A 17,393-nucleotide genomic window follows, 5' to 3' on the forward strand; every position below is an offset into this window, starting at 1 on the left:
CGGCGTCACGCCCTCGGGTACGGCCACGGGTTGAAGCGGCACCGCAGCCCGTCGGCCGGCACCACCCCGCCGGGATCGAGCCGGGCGATGTCGTCGTTGTTCGTGCCGAAGGTCTGCTGCATCATGATCGGCGCGAGACCGTCCTGCACCCCGCACCGCTCGTGCTGAGCGAAGCCGATGGCGTGCCCGACCTCATGATTGACCAGGTACTGGCGGTAGGAGCCGAGGTCGCCCTGGAAGGCGACCGCTCCGCGAACCCAGCGCGCTTCGTTGAGCAGGACCCGCCCGAGCGACGGATTGAAGCACGACCCTTCGAGCCGGATGTCGTACCCGCATCCCTCCCGGATGGTCATCTGCGAGGTGAGCGAGATACGGAAGTCGGGGGTGCCGACGTCGATCCGGCGGAAAGCGAACTGGGGATCACCGACCCAGCTCCGAGGGTCGGCGAGCGTCTGGTCGACCAGGAGTCCGAAGGCGTCGTCACCGCCGTAACCCGCGGTGTCGATCCCGTCCTCGACCTCGACCGTGTAGGTGAAGGTGCGTGCCGCCTCCGAGCCCACTCGCGCGGTCGTGCCGGGCAGCACACGCCACCTCTGCGCACCCCGCTCGGTGAACGGTCCGCCGTCGGGAAGGGTGCCGGACGCGAGATCCGCCGGGAACAGCCCGTCCGCCCGCGGCGCTTCCGCGACGATCTCGCCCGCGTCCACCATGCTCTGTTCTTCGGCTGCGCCGTCGTCGCCGGTTCCTCTGAACGCATCCCACAGCACCACGACGGTCACCACGACGAGCACGGGCACCACGTACGCGCGCCATCCGTATGTTGCGACGAACTTGCCGAGCCGGCTCTGCTTCCGGACCTCTCGGACGGGCCGGGGCCTGCGCGGTTCCCGCGCCGGGTCGTCTCCACCCACCGGGTCCCACTGGGCTCGCAGCGGCTGGTACGCATCGCGCCTGGATACCCGCGACGCACCGGAAGTGCGGCGCGGTTCGGACGGGTGTCGCGGTTCGGGAGGTTGCCGGGAGCCGGACGGCGGTCGCTGTGCCGGGAAACCGGATGGCGGGGTCCGGGTGGAGTCCTCCGCGGACCGGCTCGGTCGCGCTCCTCCTCGGTCTATCACGGTTGACAGAATGTCACATCCACGAGAATCCGACGGGCGGTCCCGGCAGTCCTGCGGAGGGTGAGGGGAAAAGCGGATACTGGGCGTGGGGCCGACCAGGAGAAAAGCGCGGCGGCCTGTAACCTGCAAGGACGATCGAAGCCGAAGTGGCGCTGCTCACTGTCGGCGAAAGTGCGCAGACTGGAGCAAGCATGACCGAACTGGCCGACCGGGCATCCGGCCGCGGCAACAACGGCAACAAGCGTGGTGCCCGGATGCCGAGGGACGAACGGCGTGCCCAGCTGCTCGAGGCTGCGAGTGAAGTGTTCGTCACACGCGGTTACCACTCCGCCGGCATGGACGAGATCGCCGAGTGCGCGGGGGTGAGCAAGCCGGTGCTGTACCAGCATTTCCCCGGGAAACTCGAGCTGTATTGCGCCGTCCTCCAGAACTACGTCGACGTCCTCATCAACGGGGTCCGGCAGGCACTTCGGTCCACCACCGACAACCGCCAGCGCGTCCGCGCCGCCGTCCAGGCGTTCTTCGACTTCGTCGACAACGACAGCCAGGGGTTCCGGCTGGTTTTCGAATCGGACCTGATGGGTGAGCCGGAAGTGTCGCGCCGCGTGGAGCAGGCCACGGAAGCGTGTGTGGACGCCGTGTTCGATCTGGTGAGTCACGATTCCGGTCTCGACCCCTACCGTGCGCGGATCCTCGCGGTCGGGCTGGTGGGCACCAGCCAGTTCACGGCGCGTTACTGGCTCGACGCCGCGCGGCCGATCCCGAAGGACGACGCCGTCGACACGACGGTCGCGCTCGCATGGGGCGGACTCAAGCACGTCCCGCTCCAGCCCGAACTACGGTTGCGCTGACGAGGCCGTCCCGGCCGGCCGCACGTCGCGGACGCAGCCGGGAGTACAGCGATACGGCGAGAGGCCGGGGCGATGTCGCCCCGGCCTCTCGCCGTATCGGTCCGGTGGTCAGATGGCTGCGAAGCCGACCTTCCCGATGGTGGAGGGGCCGATCTCCACGTACGCGATCTTCGCCGCCTGCACCAGAACCTTGCGGCCCTTCTCGTCGATGAGAGCGAGCACGCCGCTGCCATTGCCGCTCAGTGCGTCGGTCACAAGCTTTTCCACCTCGTCGTGCGTCTGGTCGCTGACGAGGACGAGTTCACGCGGGCTGTCCGCAACGCCGATCTTGACCTCCACTGGGGACCTCCGAAATCTCAGGCTGTACTGCTTGTCACCGCCAGGCTAATGCAGTCCGAGCACTGCCATCCGCTTGGTGTGCTCGACCTGCATCCGGTCGAACAGGGCGGCAATGCCTGCGAGGTCGCCCGAGGTGAGAATCACCAGTTCGGCAAGCTCCTCGTTCTGGGCGAGCACGTACTGGGCCTGCGTGATGGCTTCGCCCAGCAACCGGCGCCCCCACAACATCAGGCGGTCCTTCTGGAGTGGGCTTCGTTCCACGACTTCACGGACTTCACGGACGACGAACTCGGAGTGCCCGGTCGCGGCGAGCACGTCGCGCACCACCGTGGCTACCTCCGGGGCGAGCCGGTCGGCGATCTCACAGTAGAAGTCGGCGGCGATCCCGTCCCCCACGTACGCCTTGACGAGGGATTCGAGCCACGTCGACGGGGTGGTGGACGCGTGATAGGCGTCGAGAGCCTGCCGGTACGGCTCCATCGCGGCGTAGATCTCCACACCACGGTCGTCGAGCGCCGCGTTCAACGTCTCGAAGTGGCTCATCTCCGCCGCTGCCATGCTCGCGAGGGCGACACGCCCCCGTACCGACGGGGAGAACTTGGCATCCTCCGCGAGACGGTAGAACGCGGCGATCTCGCCGTAGGCGATCACCGCGAACAACTCGGCGACGCCGGGATGGTCGGCGGGGACGAGGGTCGGGCTGGATGATGCTGTGGACGGCGACGATTCGGCTCCCATGACGACAAAGCGTAGTACTACCTCGGCGAATCCGCCGGAACCGGTACAATGGTCTTTGAAGTTCGCGCTTCGAGCTGCTGAACGCAGCCCGCGAGCTTCACCGATAATGTGCGCGCACCCGACCGCGGATCGCCGCGCTTCGCCGAGCTTCTGACAATGCTCGTGCTGAGGCGCAGGCCGGTCCCCTGCCCGACCTCGTGCGTGCGTGCCGAGACCAGGAAGGCCGGACCCCTGAGCAAGATCACAATCGACCACGAAGACGACGCGACCGAAACGACCGTCTCCGCACAGCTCGACTCCACCCACGTTCCCCCCACCTTCGGAGAGCTCGGCGTCCGCGACGAAATCGTCCGGGCACTCTCCGAGGTCGGCATCGACCGTACGTTCGCAATCCAGGAGCTCACACTCCCCCTCGCCCTCGCGGGCGACGACCTCATCGGCCAGGCCCGCACGGGCATGGGCAAGACCTTCGGGTTCGGGGTCCCGCTGCTCAACCGCATCACCACCGACGGTTCGGGCACCACGACCCTCGACGGCACCCCGCGTGCGCTCGTCATCGTCCCGACGCGCGAACTGTGCGTCCAGGTGACCGGCGACCTGGTGAGCGCCGCGAAGTACTTGCCCGGCAGCGGCAAGAAGGGCCTCGAAGTCCTCTCGATCTACGGCGGACGCCCGTACGAGCAGCAGATCTCCCAGTTGCAGAAGGGCGTCGACGTCGTCGTCGGCACCCCGGGCCGGCTGCTCGACCTCGCCAACCAGGGTCACCTGATCCTCGGCAAGATCGGCGTACTCGTCATGGACGAGGCCGACGAGATGCTCGACCTGGGCTTCCTGCCCGACATCGAGCGCATTTTGACGATGGTGCCCGACAAGCGTCAGACGATGCTGTTCTCGGCCACCATGCCGGGCCCGATCATCACGCTCGCCCGCACCTTCCTGAACCGCCCGACGCACATCCGCGCGGAGGAAGCCGAGTCGTCGGCCGTGCACGAGCGCACCCAGCAGCACGTCTACCGTGCGCACGCGCTCGACAAGGCCGAACTCGTCGCGCGCGTGCTGCAGGCCGAGGGCCGCGGCGCGACCATGATCTTCACCCGTACCAAGCGCACCGCACAGAAGGTCGCCGACGATCTCGTCGAGCGTGGCTTCGCCTGCGGCGCCGTGCACGGCGACCTGGGCCAGATCGCACGCGAGAAGGCGCTCGACAAGTTCCGCGCCGGCAAGATCGACGTGCTGGTCGCCACCGATGTCGCGGCACGCGGCATCGACATCGACGACGTCACCCACGTCATCAACTACCAGTGCCCCGAAGACGAGAAGACGTACGTGCACCGCATCGGCCGTACGGGTCGCGCGGGCCGCACCGGCATCGCGATCACCCTCGTCGACTGGGACGACATTCCCCGCTGGCAACTGATCGACAAGGCGCTCGGCCTCAACATGCCCGATCCGGTCGAGACCTACTCCAGTTCGCCGCACCTCTTCGAGGAACTCGGCATTCCTGCCGGCACCACGGGGCGCGTGCACAAGCAGGCTCCGGCGCGGTCCGCCGAGAGCGAGCCCGCCGAACGTCGCCCGCGTGAGGATCGCGAGGAGACGGCGTCCCGGCCCAAGCGCAACCGCGTGCGCCGCCGCACCGTCCGCGGCAAGGCGTCCGACGGTGACACCGCTGCCGCCTCGGGCGCCGACGCTACGGAGCCGAAGGCGTCGAACGGCCAACAGAAGGACCCGCAGGCCGAGGGCGCATCCGAGCGCGCCGGTTCCGACGCACCCGCTTCCCCGGCACGGCGTCGTCGCCGTCGTCGCGGCAACGGCGCCGCGGGCCACGACACGGCCTCACAGGACGCCTCGAGCGCGGACACCGTCGCGGCATCGCCGGCTCAGTAGGACCCGTGCTCGCGCCGGAGCGCCGCACACGCACGGATCTGCTCGTCGCCGCCACACTCGTCGTCACCGTCCTGGTGGCGGCGAGTGTCGTCTGGCTTCGGTCCGATGCGCGCGGCACCACCTCGATCACGTGGGACGAGCCGGTGTCCGCTCCCCCGCTCGCCGGCACGCTGCCCGACACCCTCACCGAGGTGTGGCAGGCACCCAGCGGGGCCACGTCGGCGCCCGTCGCGCTCGGAGGCACCGTCGCGACGGCCGACGCGAACACGGTGGTGGGCCGGGATCCGGTCACCGGCGACGAACGATGGCGGTATGAGCGCAACCGTCCGCTGTGCGCCGCAACGGGTGCGTGGGGTTCGGTGGTCTCGGTCTACCGCGACGCACGCGGCTGCGGCCAGGTCACCGCGCTCGACTCGGACAGCGGAGCGCGCGGGGCGCAGCGAACCGGTGACGCAGACGAGGAGATCCGGCTCATCGACGCCGGCTCCCACGTCATCGCACTCGGCGACACCCGGCTCGAGATGTGGCGGTCCGACCTCGTGCGCACCGTCGAATACGGGTACGTCGACGCCCCCGTCAACCCGCGGGCCCAGCCCCGGTCCGGCTGCGAACTACTTTCCGCCGACGCCGGGACGAGCCGTCTCGCGGTACTCGAGCAGTGCCCGAACGAACCAGCCAATCGCCTCACGTTGCTGGACCCCACGCCCGACGACAGCCAGAAACCCGAGCAATACGCGTCGTCGGTGTTGCCGGAAGCACAGACCGGAGCAGGCGCACGCATCGTCGCCGTGCTCGGTGAGCGCACCGCTGTGTACATGCCGCCGGGACCCGGCGGCGGCCCACGCATCGCGGTGTACGACGGCTCGGGCGCACTCGTCGACACCCACGACCTCGGACGTGTCGCCGGCAACGGCACCGCACCCGCCACCGAACAGGAGGGGGTACTGGTCTGGTGGACGGGTCTCGACACGGTCGCCCTGTCCCCTGAGGATTTCGCGCCGGCATGGACCGTCGAGGACACCCTCGGGACCGGAGCGGCGATGGCCGGCTCACTGCTCCTGCCGGTCGACGACGCGGTCGCGGCGGTCGATCCCGCGTCCGGCAACGTCCGGCGGCAGATTCCCGTTCAACGGGGCGACGCACCGGAAGTGGACGTCGCGGTCACCGGTGAACTCGTGCTCGAGCAACGCGGAGACCAGGTCGTCGCGCTGCGCTGACGACGCCGGGGTCAGTCCAGCGTGGGCAGAGCGGTGCCCTTCGACCATGACGCGAGCAGGTTCTCGGCCAGTTCCCGGTAGGCGTCCGCGCCCTTGTTCTTCCGACCGGCGAGCACGGTCGAACCCGATGCAGACGCCTCGGCGAACCGCACGGTTCGCGGGATGGGCGGCGAGAGCACCGGCAGGTCGTACCGATCCGACACGTCGGCGAGCACGTCACGACTGTGTGTGGTCCGCGAGTCGTACAGCGTGGGAAGTGCGCCGAGGAGTTCGAGTTCGGGGTTGGTGATCTGCTTGATCTCCTGGACCGTCCGCAGAAGCTGACCGACGCCACGGTGGGCGAGCGTTTCGCACTGCAGCGGGACGAGGACGGAGTCTGCCGCGGTGAGCCCGTTGAGGGTGAGGACCCCGAGGGACGGAGGGCAGTCGACGATCACCACGTCGAAGTCGTCCGCGACCGTCGCCAGTGCGCGTTTGAGGGTGTACTCACGGCCCGGCTTCATGAGCAGCATCGCCTCGGCACCGGCCAGGTCGATGGTCGCGGGCATGAGCGTGATGCCTTCTCCCGCCTCGACCAGCACCTCCTGCACCTTGGTCTCTCCCACGAGGACGTCGTGCACCGACTTGTCGAGCCGGTCCGGGTTGTGGCCCAGGGAGAAGGTGAGACATCCCTGGGGATCGAGGTCGACGAGGAGCACCCGCTGTCCCAGCGCGGACAGGGCGGCCCCCAGCGACGCGACGGTGGTGGTCTTGGCGACGCCACCCTTCTGGTTTGCCACTGCAAGTACGGTTGTCACGGGTCGATCCTCGCGTATTCGGCGCTCCGGTGTGCGGTAACGGCGCGGCATCTTCCCGGCACATCGTGCAGACCCCTCCGACGCTCCCGAAAGGTGTACCGCCCGTGATCCGCAGAGTCCGTCCCGACGATGTCGAAGCCGTCACCGGCCTGATCTACGACCTTGCGGACTACGAGAAAGCCCGGCACGAGTGCACCGTGACGACGGAACAGATCCGGTCCGCGTTGTTCGGTCCGGAACCGTCGGTGTTCGGCCATGTGGCGGAAGAGGCGGACGGCACCGTCGTCGGGGTCGCGCTGTGGTTCCGGAACTTCTCCACGTGGGACGGGGTCCACGGCGTGTACCTGGAGGACCTCTACGTCCGGCCGGAACATCGCGGTGCGGGACACGGGCGCGCGCTGCTCGCCGCACTGGCCCACGAATGCGTGGAGCGCGGTTACACCCGGCTGAGCTGGTCTGTGCTGAACTGGAACGAGCCGTCCATCGGTTTCTACCGGTCGCTGGGTGCGGTCCCTCAGGACGAGTGGACGACGTTCCGTCTCAGCGGTGACGCGTTGCGCGAGCTCGGCGCCTGACCGGCCTCCGACGCGGCCCGGTTCAGTGCTCGTCCTCGGGCACGTAGTCGCGGGCGAGCCACCGGGTGGTGGCGGGGCTGAAGAGGAGCACGAGCGCCGGCACCACGATCAGCCCCATGAGCGCACCGAGGAACACCTGATGGGAATCGGTGAGGAGCGACCACACCACGGGCAACAGCAGAAGCTGCGCGACGACAGCGATCGAACGTCCCCAGTGCGCGCCGCGCAGGAGCGCGATGCCCGCGGCCAGGACGCCGCCGAAGAGGATCGACAGCCACAGCGCGAGGCCGTAGCCGTTACTCACCGACTGGTCGTAGTTACCCGACCATGCCCGGATGACCGAGTACACCGCGAACCCGATGGCGATGACGCCTTCGAGCACGACGAGCGACCCGGCAACCTTGACGGTCGACGGGGTACGGGTACGAGGTGTTTCAGTGGGCACCCGACCAGCGTAGTGGACCGGCGCGATAGCACTTAGGCTGATGCTCCGTGCGTGCCCTGCTGATCGTGAACCCGAACGCGACGACCACCACTCCGGCCGGTCGTGACCGGCTGGCTCACGCGCTGTCGGGCAGAACGCAGCTCACCGTGGCGCATACGACGCACCGGGGGCATGCCGCGGACCTGGCCCGTTCCGCGCACGCGGACGGGATGGATGTCGTCATCGCTCACGGTGGCGACGGCACCGTGAACGAGATCGTCAACGGCCTGCTGGGGCCTTCCCCCCACCGTGGTCCCGATCCGACGCTGCCCCGCCTCGCCGTGGTGCCGGGCGGATCGGCGAACGTGTTCGCTCGCTCTCTCGGGATCGCACCGGACCCGATGGAGGCGACGGAACAACTGCTCGCCCTGCTCGCCGATCGCACGGCCCGCCGCATCGGGCTCGGCCACTGCGACGGGCGGTGGTTCGTATTCAACGCGGGGCTCGGTCTCGACGCGCAGGTGTGCGAAGCGGTCGATCTGAGTCGTCTCAGCGGCAAGAAGGCGACGAGTTCGCGGTATGTGCGACATGCGATCACACAGTTCTTCGCGTCGAAGCGGATCGAACCGGCACTCACGCTCGAAGTGCCGGGGCAGGATCCGGTCGCCGGGGTGTATTACGCCTTCGTGTCCAACTCGAGCCCGTGGACCTTTCTCGACAGGCGCCCGGTGCACACGAACCCGGGTACGTCGTTCGGCACGGGCCTGGGGGTCTTCGCGATGGCGACGATGCGGGTCGTGCCGAGCCTGCGCGTCGTGCGGCAGTTGCTCGCGAAGCAGGGAGATCCGTCGTCTCCGTATCTGCTGCGCGCGGACGACGTCACGCACGTGCGCGCCCGGTCGACGCGACCGATCGGCCTGCAGGTGGACGGCGACTACCTGGGGCTTCGCACCGATGTGGAGTTCGTGTCCGTGCCTTCGATACTCGAAGTCGTCGCTCCTGCACAGTGAGCAGCGTGCTCGAATGTTGTGATTCTGCTTACTTTTCGGCCGAACAGGTGTAGAAAGAAGGATTGACGAATGCTTCGCCCCTTCGTCGGCGTGAGCTTCCACACGGTCGCGGTCGATTCTCTTGACTTCACGCAAGTTCGTGAAAGCATTCACAAGTAACCGCGCGGAAATACTTCGCGCCGCAAGCGTGAACACGCACAGACAATCATCCGGTGCACAGCACCATCGAAGGAGAGTAGAAGCATGGACTGGCGCCACGAAGCCATCTGCCGCGACGAGGATCCGGAACTGTTCTTCCCTGTGGGCAACAGTGGACCGGCTCTCGCGCAGATTGCCGATGCCAAGCTCGTGTGCAACCGCTGCCCCGTCACCGCCGAGTGCCTCTCGTGGGCCCTCGAATCGGGTCAGGACGCCGGCGTATGGGGCGGCATGAGCGAAGACGAGCGACGCGCACTCAAGCGCCGCAACGCCCGCACCCGGGCTCGCACCACGGTCTGACGATCGCGACTTGTACGAAGGCCCGGCCCCCGAGGGGACCGGGCCTTCGTACGTCGTAGGTGTCTCGCCGACAACGTGGATCAGGTTCCGGCAACCTTGCCGAGTGCCAGTCGCAGGCGCGCGTCGGTTCCGCCGGTCTCGTTCGCGGCCAGGTCGAGCGTGCCGCCGAGTTCGGCAGCGACCAGCGTCCGCACGATCTGCAGCCCGAGACGGTCGGAATCTTCGAGACGGAACCCCTCGGGCAGGCCTTTGCCCTCGTCTCGCACGACGACGTCGAGCCACCGGGCCGACCGGTTCGCCCGGACCGTCACCGTGCCGTGAACACCGGGGTCGAATGCGTGCTCGACGGCGTTCTGCACGAGTTCGGTGAGCACCATCACGAGCGGGGTAGCGCGATCCGCGGGGAACACACCGAGGTTTCCCTCACGGCGCACCCGGATCTGGCTGCCCACCGCCGAGACATCCACCACGATCGGGATCAACTGGTCGAAAACACCGTCGAGGTCGACCTCTTCGTCGACCGACATCGACAGGGCTTCGTGCACCAGCGCAATCGACGTGACCCGGCGCACCGCTTCGCCGAGCGCCTCTTTGGCCTCGACATTGCCGGTGCGCCTCGCCTGCAGCCGCAGCAGCGCCGCGACCGTCTGCAGGTTGTTCTTCACCCGGTGGTGGATTTCCCGGATCGTGGCGTCCTTGCTGAGCAGGGCACGGTCACGGCGTTTGACCTCGGTGACGTCGCGTATGACCACAGCGGCGCCCTCGATGCGGCCGCCGGGCGACAGGACGAGAGCACGGATGAGCACCGTCGCTCCGCGCGCCTCCACCTCCATGCGCTGTCCCAGCCGTCCGTGCACGGCCCCGCTGAGATATTCGGAGACGTCCGCACTTTCGAACGGATCCGTCACGAGGGAGCGGGTCGTCTCGACGAGGTCCTGACCCAGCAGGTCGGAATTGAATCCCATGCGGTGGTACGCGGACAACGCATTCGGGCTGGCGTAGACGACGCGGCCCTCACGGTCGAGACGGATGAAACCGTCACCGGCGCGGGGGCTGGACTTCGTGTCCGACCGTGCTTCCGGAGTGGGGAACGTTCCCTCGCTGATCATGCTGTAGAGCGCATCGGCACATTCGAGATATGCCGTCTCGAGCGCACTCGCCGAGCGCCGTGACACCCGCGCGGCGTCCCGGCTCAGTACCGCGACCACCTGCCCGGCCCACCGCACCGGCACGGCCTGACGCAAATGGATCGAGTCGCTGGATCCGCGACGGACCGTGACGATCTCGCCCGATTTGAAAGCCTTACGGACATAAGGATGTTCGTCGTCGGACACGACGGTCCCCACCGCATCCTCCGGGATGACGGTCGAGGCGGTGGTGGGACGGCACTGCGCCACACACACGATCCCGTCGGGCGCGGCGTCCACCCACAGCAACACGTCCGCGAACGACAGGTCGGCGAGCAGTTGCCACTCCCCGACGACGCGCTGCAGGTGGTCGACAGCGGCACCGGGAAGATCGGTGTGGGTGGCGAGAAGGGCACTGAGGGTGGACACGGAGGCCGCCTTCTTGTTCAGGAGATGACCGCGATGAGATCGCCCTGCTGGATCACATCTCCCACGGCGACGCCGACCGACGTCACCGTGCCCGAGGTCTCCGCGAGCACCGGGATCTCCATCTTCATCGACTCGAGGATGACCAGGGTGTCGCCTTCCGCGACGACCTGTCCCTCGCTCACCACCACCTCGAAGACCGTGGATACCATCTCGGCCCGTACGTCCTCTGCCATCGAACACCTCATTCCGCGAACCGGACGGTGGACCTGCCGACAGGACCACTCGACCGCACGTGAAACACTGTAATGAAAGAGAAAGGAGATCCAACCATGGGTAAGCGAGGCCGCAAGAAGCGTAGCCGCAAGGGGAACGCCGCCAACCACGGCAAGCGTCCCAACGCCTGAGGCGTTCGGAAACACGGAAGGACCGGAAAGCGTTGCTTTCCGGTCCTTCTTGCTCGGGGGCCGAGTCGGTCAGTTCTGGGCGTCGCGGTGGTGGTGCACCACCACATTCCGGCGGATCTCCAGCACCAGGCGTTCCCGCAGTCCCGCCGGCGCATGCTCTCCGCCACACTTGCGGCTCAGCAGGGACTTGATCTTCTCCTCGATGCCGTAGGCCTCGAGGCAGGCACCACAGTCGTCGAGGTGCCCCTGGAGTCTCGCTCGCGCATCCTCGTCACACTCGGAATCCAGCAACAGATACACGTCCGCAATGACCGCAGAGCAGTCCACCCGCTCGAAGTCTGTCGGCTCGCTCACTGCGAGACTCCCTTCCTGTTCTTGCTGTTCTCGCTGTTCCCGGACGGTTCACCCGCGCCCGGTTCCACATCCACTGCCGCATCGACTCCACCGCCGCGATTGAAGCCGCGTTCGCGAGCCACGTCGCCAAGCAGGCCACGCAGTTGCTTGCGGCCGCGGTGCAGGCGCGACATCACCGTCCCGATCGGGGTTCCCATGATCTCGGCGATGTCCTTGTACGGAAATCCCTCGACGTCGGCGTAATACACCGCCATGCGGAAGTCTTCGGGGAGTTCCTGCAACGCCGCCTTGATGTCGTCGTCGGGCAGCGCGTCGAGCGCCTCGACCTCCGCTGAACGGAGCCCCGTCGACGAGTGCTCCGCGGTCGCCGCGAGCTGCCAGTCGGTGATCTCGTCCGTCGGATACTGCGCGGGCTGCCGCTGCCGCTTCCGGTAGGAGTTGATGTAGGTGTTCGTGAGGATGCGGTACAGCCAGGCTTTGATGTTCGTGCCTTCACGGAAGGACGCGAACGCGGAAAACGCCTTGATATACGTCTCCTGGACGAGATCTTCGGCGTCGGCCGGGTTGCGGGTCATCCGCAACGCAGCACCGTAGAGCTGGTCGAGCAGCGGCAGTGCCTCACGCTCGAACCGTTCGGCCAATTGTTCGACAGACTCCTCGACCACACCGATCCCTTCACCGACGTTCTCCGTGAAGGCTACCGGTCCTGCCGTAGCCGGACGGGGCGGGCAAAGGATTGCCAACAGGGTCTCCGATCCTCGAGCAACAGCGGTCGCGCCGGCGGGCACGTCCGAAGGGGTCAACACACCGCATACCGGACTTGTTCCCGACGGGCGGCGAGTCGGCGCGCGGGTCGGCTGGTCGGCGGCGGTGTCTCCGCGCCAAGGGGGATAGATGACGCCGGCGAGGACCGGATCTCGGCATTCGGCCGTCGGCGTCCCCCTGACTACCCTTGCGCCGTGACCCTCCGCATCCATCGCGCCGACTTCTCCGACCCCCGACTGGCCGCATTCCTCCAGGCTCATCTGGACGAGCTCGCCCCGACTGCGCCCCCGGAGAGCAGGCACGCCCTGGACCTGTCCGGTCTCCGGCAGCCGGGTGTACGGCTCTGGGTCGGCGAGTGGGACGACGGAATCGCAGCGACAGGTGCCCTCGCCGCACTCGGGCAGGAGCACGAAGAGGTCAAGTCCATGCGCACGGACCCTCGCCGGCGAGGAAGCGGGGTGGGCCGGGCGATGCTGCGCCATCTGCTCGGCGACGCGGTCTCACGCGGTGTCCGGCAAGTCTCGCTGGAGACGGGAAGCACGGAGTTCTTCGCTCCGGCGCGGGCACTGTATGCCGGCGCGGGCTTCGTCGTCTGTGGGCCCTTCGGTGATTACCGGGACGATCCCCACAGCGTCTATATGACGTTGACTGCCGCTTCGGCCGGTGGCGCCGAGTACGCGTCCTTTGCTTGCGAAGCGGGCGCCGAACCCCGATGTCAGTTTCAGAAGTCGACTGCACGGTGTCCTGGGAGAACAGCGTGTTGTGACGAGGTCTTCTGATCGGCTTCTGTCAGAAGTGATCTGCACTATCGTCGGCGCATGCGCTGGGAGCGCCGGTGGTGGTGCTGGTGACCGTGGAGGGGAAGGCGGTCACCGAATCTGGTGTGTTGACGGCGTCTGAGCCGGAGTGGTCGACGGCGCGGGAGCGGTTTGCGGTGATCGCGCCGCTGGCGGCCGCGGACACGGTTGGCGGTGTTGCGGCTGATGAAGCGGCGGCGAGGCTTGGGATTTCGCGGCGTCACGTCTACACGCTGATCGACCGGTGCCGGCAGGGGTCGGGTGTGGTCAGCGATCTGTTGCCGGGGTGGTCGAGCGGCGGCAGGGGCCGAAGCCGGCTACCGGTCGAGGTCGAGGAACTGCTCGCCGAGTTTGTGCGGAAGTCATATATGAAGCGGCAGAAGCCAAGTCTCGCGGTGGTGTACCGGCAGATCACCATGGCCTGCCGGCAGCAGGGTCTACCTGTCCCGGCACGGAACACGGTCGCAGCTCGGGTCGCAGCGCTGCATCCGGGACGAGTCGCACGGAGCCGGCAGGGTCCGGACGCCGTGCGCGTCGTGCAGGCGGCCGGAGGCACGCCGCCGGTGGTGGACGGGCTGCTTGAGCGGGTGCAGATCGACCACACGGTGGTCGATGTCATGGTTGTCGACGAGCGGGACCGGCAGCCGATCGGCCGACCGTATCTGACGGTGGCGATCGACGTGCACAGCCGGTGCCTGCTCGGGATGGTGCTCACGCTCGAGGCGCCGTCGGCGGTGTCGGTCGGGTTGTGTCTGGCGCATGTGTGCTGCGACAAACGCGTCCGACTTGAGGCGCTGGGGTTGGCGAATCAGATGAGTTGGCCGATGGGCGGCAAGCCGCGGCAGCTGTATCTGGACAACGCCGCCGAGTTCAAGAGCGAGGCACTGCGCCGCGGCTGCGAGCAGCACGGCATCGAGTTGGATTACCGGCCGCCGGGGCGCCCGCACTACGGCGGGATCGTCGAGCGGGTCATCGGCACGGCGATGACGATGGTGCACGAACTGCCGGGCACCACGTTTTCGAATCCGGCCGAACGCGGCGCCTACGATCCGCAGGCCACCGCGGTACTGACGTTGGCCGAACTCGAACGCTGGCTGACCCTGGCGGTTGCCCGGTACCACGGCACTGTCCACGCGGGACTGAGCCAGACCCCGGCCGGACGATGGGCGCACAAAGTCTCGCTCAGCGGCGTGCCGGCGCTGGCGGCGAGTCCGACCGCGTTTCTGATCGACTTCCTGCCCGTTGTTCGACGCCGGGTGACGCGTACTGGGTTCGTCATCGACCACGTCCACTACTTCTCCAACGCGCTCAAGCCGTGGGTCGCCCGGCGAGAGACGCTGGGCAAGTTCGTGATCCGCCGCGATCCGCGGGACATCAGCCGCGTCTGGGTCCTCGACCCGCACGGCGGCGGCTATCTCGAAGTGCCCTACCGCACGCTGTCGCATCCGGCGGTGACGTTGTGGGAGCAGCGCCAAGCGGTGGCCCGGCTGCGTGAACGCGGACGCCGGGAGGTCGACGAGACAGCACTGTTCGCGATGATCGACCAGATGCGGGAGATCGTCGACTCCGCCCGCACACGCACCCGCCGGACCCGACGGGACGGCGAACGGCGCCGGCATCTGCCCGCGGCCGCGACCACCGGTGTCCCGCTGCTGCCACCGGAGGACGACACCGTGAGCGCGACGCCCGTGTCGGTGGCTCCGTTCGAGGACATCGAGGAATGGTGAGCATGGACGAGCCGGAGGACCTGACCTATCTGGTGGCCAGCGCCCAAGACCTCGCGCGGCTGCCTGCGGCCGAGCGGATCCGGCACATCCGCACCGACCGGTGGATCGGCTACCCGCGTGCGGTTCAGACGCTCGAGCGTCTGGAATCGCTCTATACCTGGCCGCGGCGGCAGCGCATGCCGAACCTGCTGCTGGTGGGGCCGACGAACAACGGCAAGTCGATGATCATCGAGAAGTTCCGGCGCCGGCATCCCCTGGTCGCCGCCGAGGACCACGAGACGGTCCCCGTGTTGTGCGTGCAGATGCCGTCGGATCCGTCGGTGCCGCGGTTCTACGTCGCCCTGCACGCTGCGCTCGGGGCCCCGATCCGGCCTGGGCGACGGGTCGCGGAACTCGAGCAGCTCGCGCTGGGGATGTTGCGGGCGACCGGGGTCCGGATGCTGGTGATCGACGAACTGCACAACGTGCTCGCCGGCCGTGACAGCGCGCGCCGCGAATTCCTGAACGTGCTGCGCTACCTGGGCAACGAGCTACAGATCCCGCTGGTCGGCGTCGGCACCCGGGAGGCGTATCTGGCGATCCGCAGCGACGACCAGCTCGAGAACCGGTTCGCCCCGATGTCGCTGCCGCCGTGGGAAGCCGGCGACGACACCCGATCCCTCCTGGCCAGCTTCGCCGCCTCCTTCCCGCTGCGGCGGCCCTCCCACTTGGCCGGCGAGGACATGGCCCACTACCTGCTCGCCCGCAGCGAGGGCACGATCGGGGAGTTGGCGTTGTTGCTGACCGAGGCCGCGGTGGCCGCGGTCGAATCCGGCGAGGAAGCGATCAACCGGCGCACCCTGACGATGGCCGGCTACACAGGCCCCACCGAACGGCGCCGCCAGTTCGAACGCGAGATCGCCGGGTGAGGCCAACCCAGCGGTGGCCGATCCACCCGCCGCCACGGCACGGGGAGAGCTTGTCGTCGTGGCTCTACCGGATCGCCGCCGTCTACCAGCTCACCGTGGGTGAGCTACTCGAACACGATCCCGGCCACCGACCGGTCGATGCCGATGTACTCGACCTCTCCCCACCCGCAGGCCTGCTCGCCGAGCTTGCCCGCCGCAGCGGCCTCGACCACGACCGGCTACGCCGGATGAGCATCTCCGGGCACGTTCCGTGGCTGCTGGATTCAATCGACCCGCACGCCAACAACTTCGATACCTACGTACGCCAGCTGTCGATCCTGATGCCCACGCACCGCCGCGGCCGCGGCGGACGCCGACGACCCAGTCCTGGGTGGCGGCCCTGGCTGCCCACCGAGCCCGGCGGGCGGCGGGCCTGCCCACAGTGCGCCGCCGACCCGCACCGGCAGCGTTGGATACTCGCGGCCCGACTACCGCTGCAGGTCAGTTGCCCCACACACCGCTGCCTCCTTGAACCCTGCTTCGGGTATCCAGATCACCTGTACTGGGACACCGACAACCAACTGCCCCGTCCGGCCTCACCAGCGGTGGTCATCCTCGACCGCTACACCGACCAGGCATTGACCTCCGGGACCGTGCGACTGCCCCGCCGCACCATCCACAGCGGGATGTGGTTCCGGCTGCTCCGCACCCTGATTGACGAACTGTGCGCGCCGGTCCACCGCGCTGGCCCCGCCGTCCAGGAAGCATGGGCGCAACACGGTGGGCGCCCACCGATCCTGATCTGCAGGCCCTTCGAAGCATTGCCCTGGACCGCGCAAGCCGAACTACTGACCGTGGCCGCCGACACCATCGCCCACCTTGCGGCGGGCGACATCACCCCAGACGGGGACCACGGGTGCCTGTTCATCCCCGAACGCGTCGGCGATGACTTCCCACCCGGACATGCCCGCCGGAATCAGCATGCTCGGGTACGTCGCATTGCCGTCGACCGCGATCAACGTCGAACTGCTGGCGAGCGGATGGACTTCCTGCTCGCCGACGCGATCGACGAAGCCCGCCGCGATCCGAAGGCTGCTCGCTCCCTGTTCACTTTCATGCGGCACGGGTGCCGTACCGACCGGGAGCTCGAACGACTGTTGGAGGTCTTCGACGGACTCGACATCCCCACCAGCGGTTTTCGAGGCAACCTGCCACCCGACCTGTATGCCTGACTGGCGGCTACGACGAAGCCGGCATCGGCCTTGACGAGACGCACGGGCGCCGCGGGCCAGCGCGCACTGAGCTCGCGAGCCAGGATTCGGGAAGCAGTACCAGTCACTCGTGGTTCTGTGTGAGTGGGCGCCGATAAGTGTAGTTATCGCACTCAATGATGGGAGCTGCCTGGTCCGGCGGTTTTTGGTACTCGGTTGATTCAGTCAACACGGTCGA

At 67.9% G+C, this 17,393-nt stretch carries 19 protein-coding genes; 10 read left to right on the forward strand and 9 right to left on the reverse strand.

What is annotated here, in order from left to right; all coding sequences use genetic code 11:
• Positions 1 to 5: 5 nt before the first annotated feature.
• Entirely contained in the window at positions 6 to 932 is a 927-nt protein-coding gene (locus tag HF877_RS03230; protein ID WP_240951980.1) for a DUF3152 domain-containing protein, read from the reverse strand.
• A gap of 377 nt (positions 933 to 1,309) precedes the next feature.
• Between HF877_RS03230 and HF877_RS03235 the strand changes: the two genes are divergently transcribed.
• On the forward strand, positions 1,310 to 1,969 hold the full coding sequence (locus tag HF877_RS03235) for a TetR/AcrR family transcriptional regulator (RefSeq protein WP_169619748.1): 660 nt from the start codon (positions 1,310 to 1,312) through the stop codon (positions 1,967 to 1,969).
• 108 nt (positions 1,970 to 2,077) lie between these two features.
• Here the strand turns inward: HF877_RS03235 and HF877_RS03240 are convergent, their stop codons facing one another.
• Positions 2,078 to 2,308 (reverse strand): DUF3107 domain-containing protein, encoded by a 231-nt coding sequence (locus HF877_RS03240; protein WP_169619749.1) that lies wholly within the window; start codon positions 2,306 to 2,308, stop codon positions 2,078 to 2,080.
• Positions 2,309 to 2,353: 45 nt separating this feature from the next.
• Positions 2,354 to 3,046 carry a ferritin-like fold-containing protein gene (locus HF877_RS03245; RefSeq protein WP_169619750.1) on the reverse strand — a complete coding sequence of 231 codons (693 nt, stop codon included), beginning with the start codon at positions 3,044 to 3,046 and terminating at the stop codon, positions 2,354 to 2,356.
• A 201-nt stretch (positions 3,047 to 3,247) separates the two neighbouring features.
• Between HF877_RS03245 and HF877_RS03250 the strand changes: the two genes are divergently transcribed.
• Both HF877_RS03250 and HF877_RS03255 read left to right on the forward strand, forming a co-directional pair.
• Positions 3,248 to 4,933: a DEAD/DEAH box helicase gene (locus HF877_RS03250; RefSeq protein ID WP_169619751.1), complete on the forward strand. Its 1,686-nt coding sequence runs from the start codon at positions 3,248 to 3,250 to the stop codon at positions 4,931 to 4,933.
• Positions 4,934 to 4,938: 5 nt separating this feature from the next.
• Positions 4,939 to 6,150 (forward strand): PQQ-binding-like beta-propeller repeat protein, encoded by a 1,212-nt coding sequence (locus tag HF877_RS03255; protein ID WP_169619752.1) that lies wholly within the window; start codon positions 4,939 to 4,941, stop codon positions 6,148 to 6,150.
• Positions 6,151 to 6,161: 11 nt separating this feature from the next.
• Here the strand turns inward: HF877_RS03255 and HF877_RS03260 are convergent, their stop codons facing one another.
• Positions 6,162 to 6,947 carry an AAA family ATPase gene (locus HF877_RS03260; protein WP_296549998.1) on the reverse strand — a complete coding sequence of 262 codons (786 nt, stop codon included), beginning with the start codon at positions 6,945 to 6,947 and terminating at the stop codon, positions 6,162 to 6,164.
• Positions 6,948 to 7,051: 104 nt separating this feature from the next.
• Between HF877_RS03260 and HF877_RS03265 the strand changes: the two genes are divergently transcribed.
• Positions 7,052 to 7,522 (forward strand): GNAT family N-acetyltransferase, encoded by a 471-nt coding sequence (locus HF877_RS03265; protein ID WP_169619754.1) that lies wholly within the window; start codon positions 7,052 to 7,054, stop codon positions 7,520 to 7,522.
• 22 nt (positions 7,523 to 7,544) lie between these two features.
• Here HF877_RS03265 and HF877_RS03270 read toward each other — a convergent pair whose 3' ends face one another.
• Positions 7,545 to 7,967, reverse strand: a complete 423-nt coding sequence (locus HF877_RS03270; RefSeq protein ID WP_169619755.1) for a hypothetical protein — start codon at positions 7,965 to 7,967, stop codon at positions 7,545 to 7,547.
• A 47-nt stretch (positions 7,968 to 8,014) separates the two neighbouring features.
• On the opposite strand from HF877_RS03270, the gene HF877_RS03275 reads away from it, so the two are divergent.
• Positions 8,015 to 8,956 (forward strand): diacylglycerol kinase family protein, encoded by a 942-nt coding sequence (locus tag HF877_RS03275; protein WP_169619756.1) that lies wholly within the window; start codon positions 8,015 to 8,017, stop codon positions 8,954 to 8,956.
• A gap of 243 nt (positions 8,957 to 9,199) precedes the next feature.
• Positions 9,200 to 9,454, forward strand: a complete 255-nt coding sequence (locus HF877_RS03280) for a WhiB family transcriptional regulator (protein WP_072699424.1) — start codon at positions 9,200 to 9,202, stop codon at positions 9,452 to 9,454.
• Positions 9,455 to 9,534: 80 nt separating this feature from the next.
• On the opposite strand, the gene HF877_RS03285 is transcribed toward HF877_RS03280, so the two are convergent.
• The 4 genes from HF877_RS03285 to HF877_RS03300 form a co-directional block, all read right to left on the reverse strand.
• Positions 9,535 to 11,010, reverse strand: a complete 1,476-nt coding sequence (locus tag HF877_RS03285; RefSeq protein ID WP_169619757.1) for a histidine kinase N-terminal domain-containing protein — start codon at positions 11,008 to 11,010, stop codon at positions 9,535 to 9,537.
• 17 nt (positions 11,011 to 11,027) lie between these two features.
• Complete coding sequence (locus tag HF877_RS03290) at positions 11,028 to 11,243, reverse strand: biotin/lipoyl-binding carrier protein (RefSeq protein ID WP_169619758.1); 216 nt, start codon at positions 11,241 to 11,243, stop codon at positions 11,028 to 11,030.
• Positions 11,244 to 11,483: 240 nt separating this feature from the next.
• Positions 11,484 to 11,768, reverse strand: a complete 285-nt coding sequence (rsrA, locus tag HF877_RS03295) for a mycothiol system anti-sigma-R factor (protein WP_169619759.1) — start codon at positions 11,766 to 11,768, stop codon at positions 11,484 to 11,486.
• Entirely contained in the window at positions 11,765 to 12,439 is a 675-nt protein-coding gene (locus HF877_RS03300; protein ID WP_296550025.1) for a sigma-70 family RNA polymerase sigma factor, read from the reverse strand. The genes rsrA and HF877_RS03300 overlap by 4 nt, the downstream gene beginning before the upstream one ends.
• A gap of 288 nt (positions 12,440 to 12,727) precedes the next feature.
• On the opposite strand from HF877_RS03300, the gene HF877_RS21600 reads away from it, so the two are divergent.
• The 4 genes from HF877_RS21600 to HF877_RS03320 all read left to right on the forward strand — a co-directional run bounded on the left by HF877_RS21600 (position 12,728) and on the right by HF877_RS03320 (position 17,176).
• Positions 12,728 to 13,312: a GNAT family N-acetyltransferase gene (locus HF877_RS21600; protein WP_169619760.1), complete on the forward strand. Its 585-nt coding sequence runs from the start codon at positions 12,728 to 12,730 to the stop codon at positions 13,310 to 13,312.
• 104 nt (positions 13,313 to 13,416) lie between these two features.
• Complete coding sequence (locus HF877_RS03310) at positions 13,417 to 15,057, forward strand: Mu transposase C-terminal domain-containing protein (RefSeq protein WP_346765051.1); 1,641 nt, start codon at positions 13,417 to 13,419, stop codon at positions 15,055 to 15,057.
• Positions 15,058 to 15,059: 2 nt separating this feature from the next.
• A complete protein-coding gene (locus HF877_RS03315; RefSeq protein ID WP_169619761.1) occupies positions 15,060 to 15,965 on the forward strand; it encodes a TniB family NTP-binding protein in 906 nt (301 codons plus the stop codon).
• Complete coding sequence (locus HF877_RS03320; protein ID WP_169619762.1) at positions 15,962 to 17,176, forward strand: TniQ family protein; 1,215 nt, start codon at positions 15,962 to 15,964, stop codon at positions 17,174 to 17,176. Before HF877_RS03315 ends, HF877_RS03320 begins: the two co-directional genes overlap by 4 nt.
• Positions 17,177 to 17,393 lie beyond the last annotated feature (217 nt).

It is taken from the genome of Rhodococcus sp. BL-253-APC-6A1W (genome assembly GCF_012843405.1).
Classification (GTDB): domain Bacteria; phylum Actinomycetota; class Actinomycetes; order Mycobacteriales; family Mycobacteriaceae; genus Rhodococcus.

Coding starts and splice junctions, on each gene's coding strand:
- HF877_RS03315 (WP_169619761.1), top strand. CDS start 15,060: ATGGACGAGCCGGAGGACCTGACCTATCTGGTGGCCAGCGCCCAAGAC.
- HF877_RS03280 (WP_072699424.1), top strand. CDS start 9,200: ATGGACTGGCGCCACGAAGCCATCTGCCGCGACGAGGATCCGGAACTG.
- HF877_RS03245 (WP_169619750.1), bottom strand. CDS start 3,046: ATGGGAGCCGAATCGTCGCCGTCCACAGCATCATCCAGCCCGACCCTC.
- HF877_RS03290 (WP_169619758.1), bottom strand. CDS start 11,243: ATGGCAGAGGACGTACGGGCCGAGATGGTATCCACGGTCTTCGAGGTG.
- HF877_RS03235 (WP_169619748.1), top strand. CDS start 1,310: ATGACCGAACTGGCCGACCGGGCATCCGGCCGCGGCAACAACGGCAAC.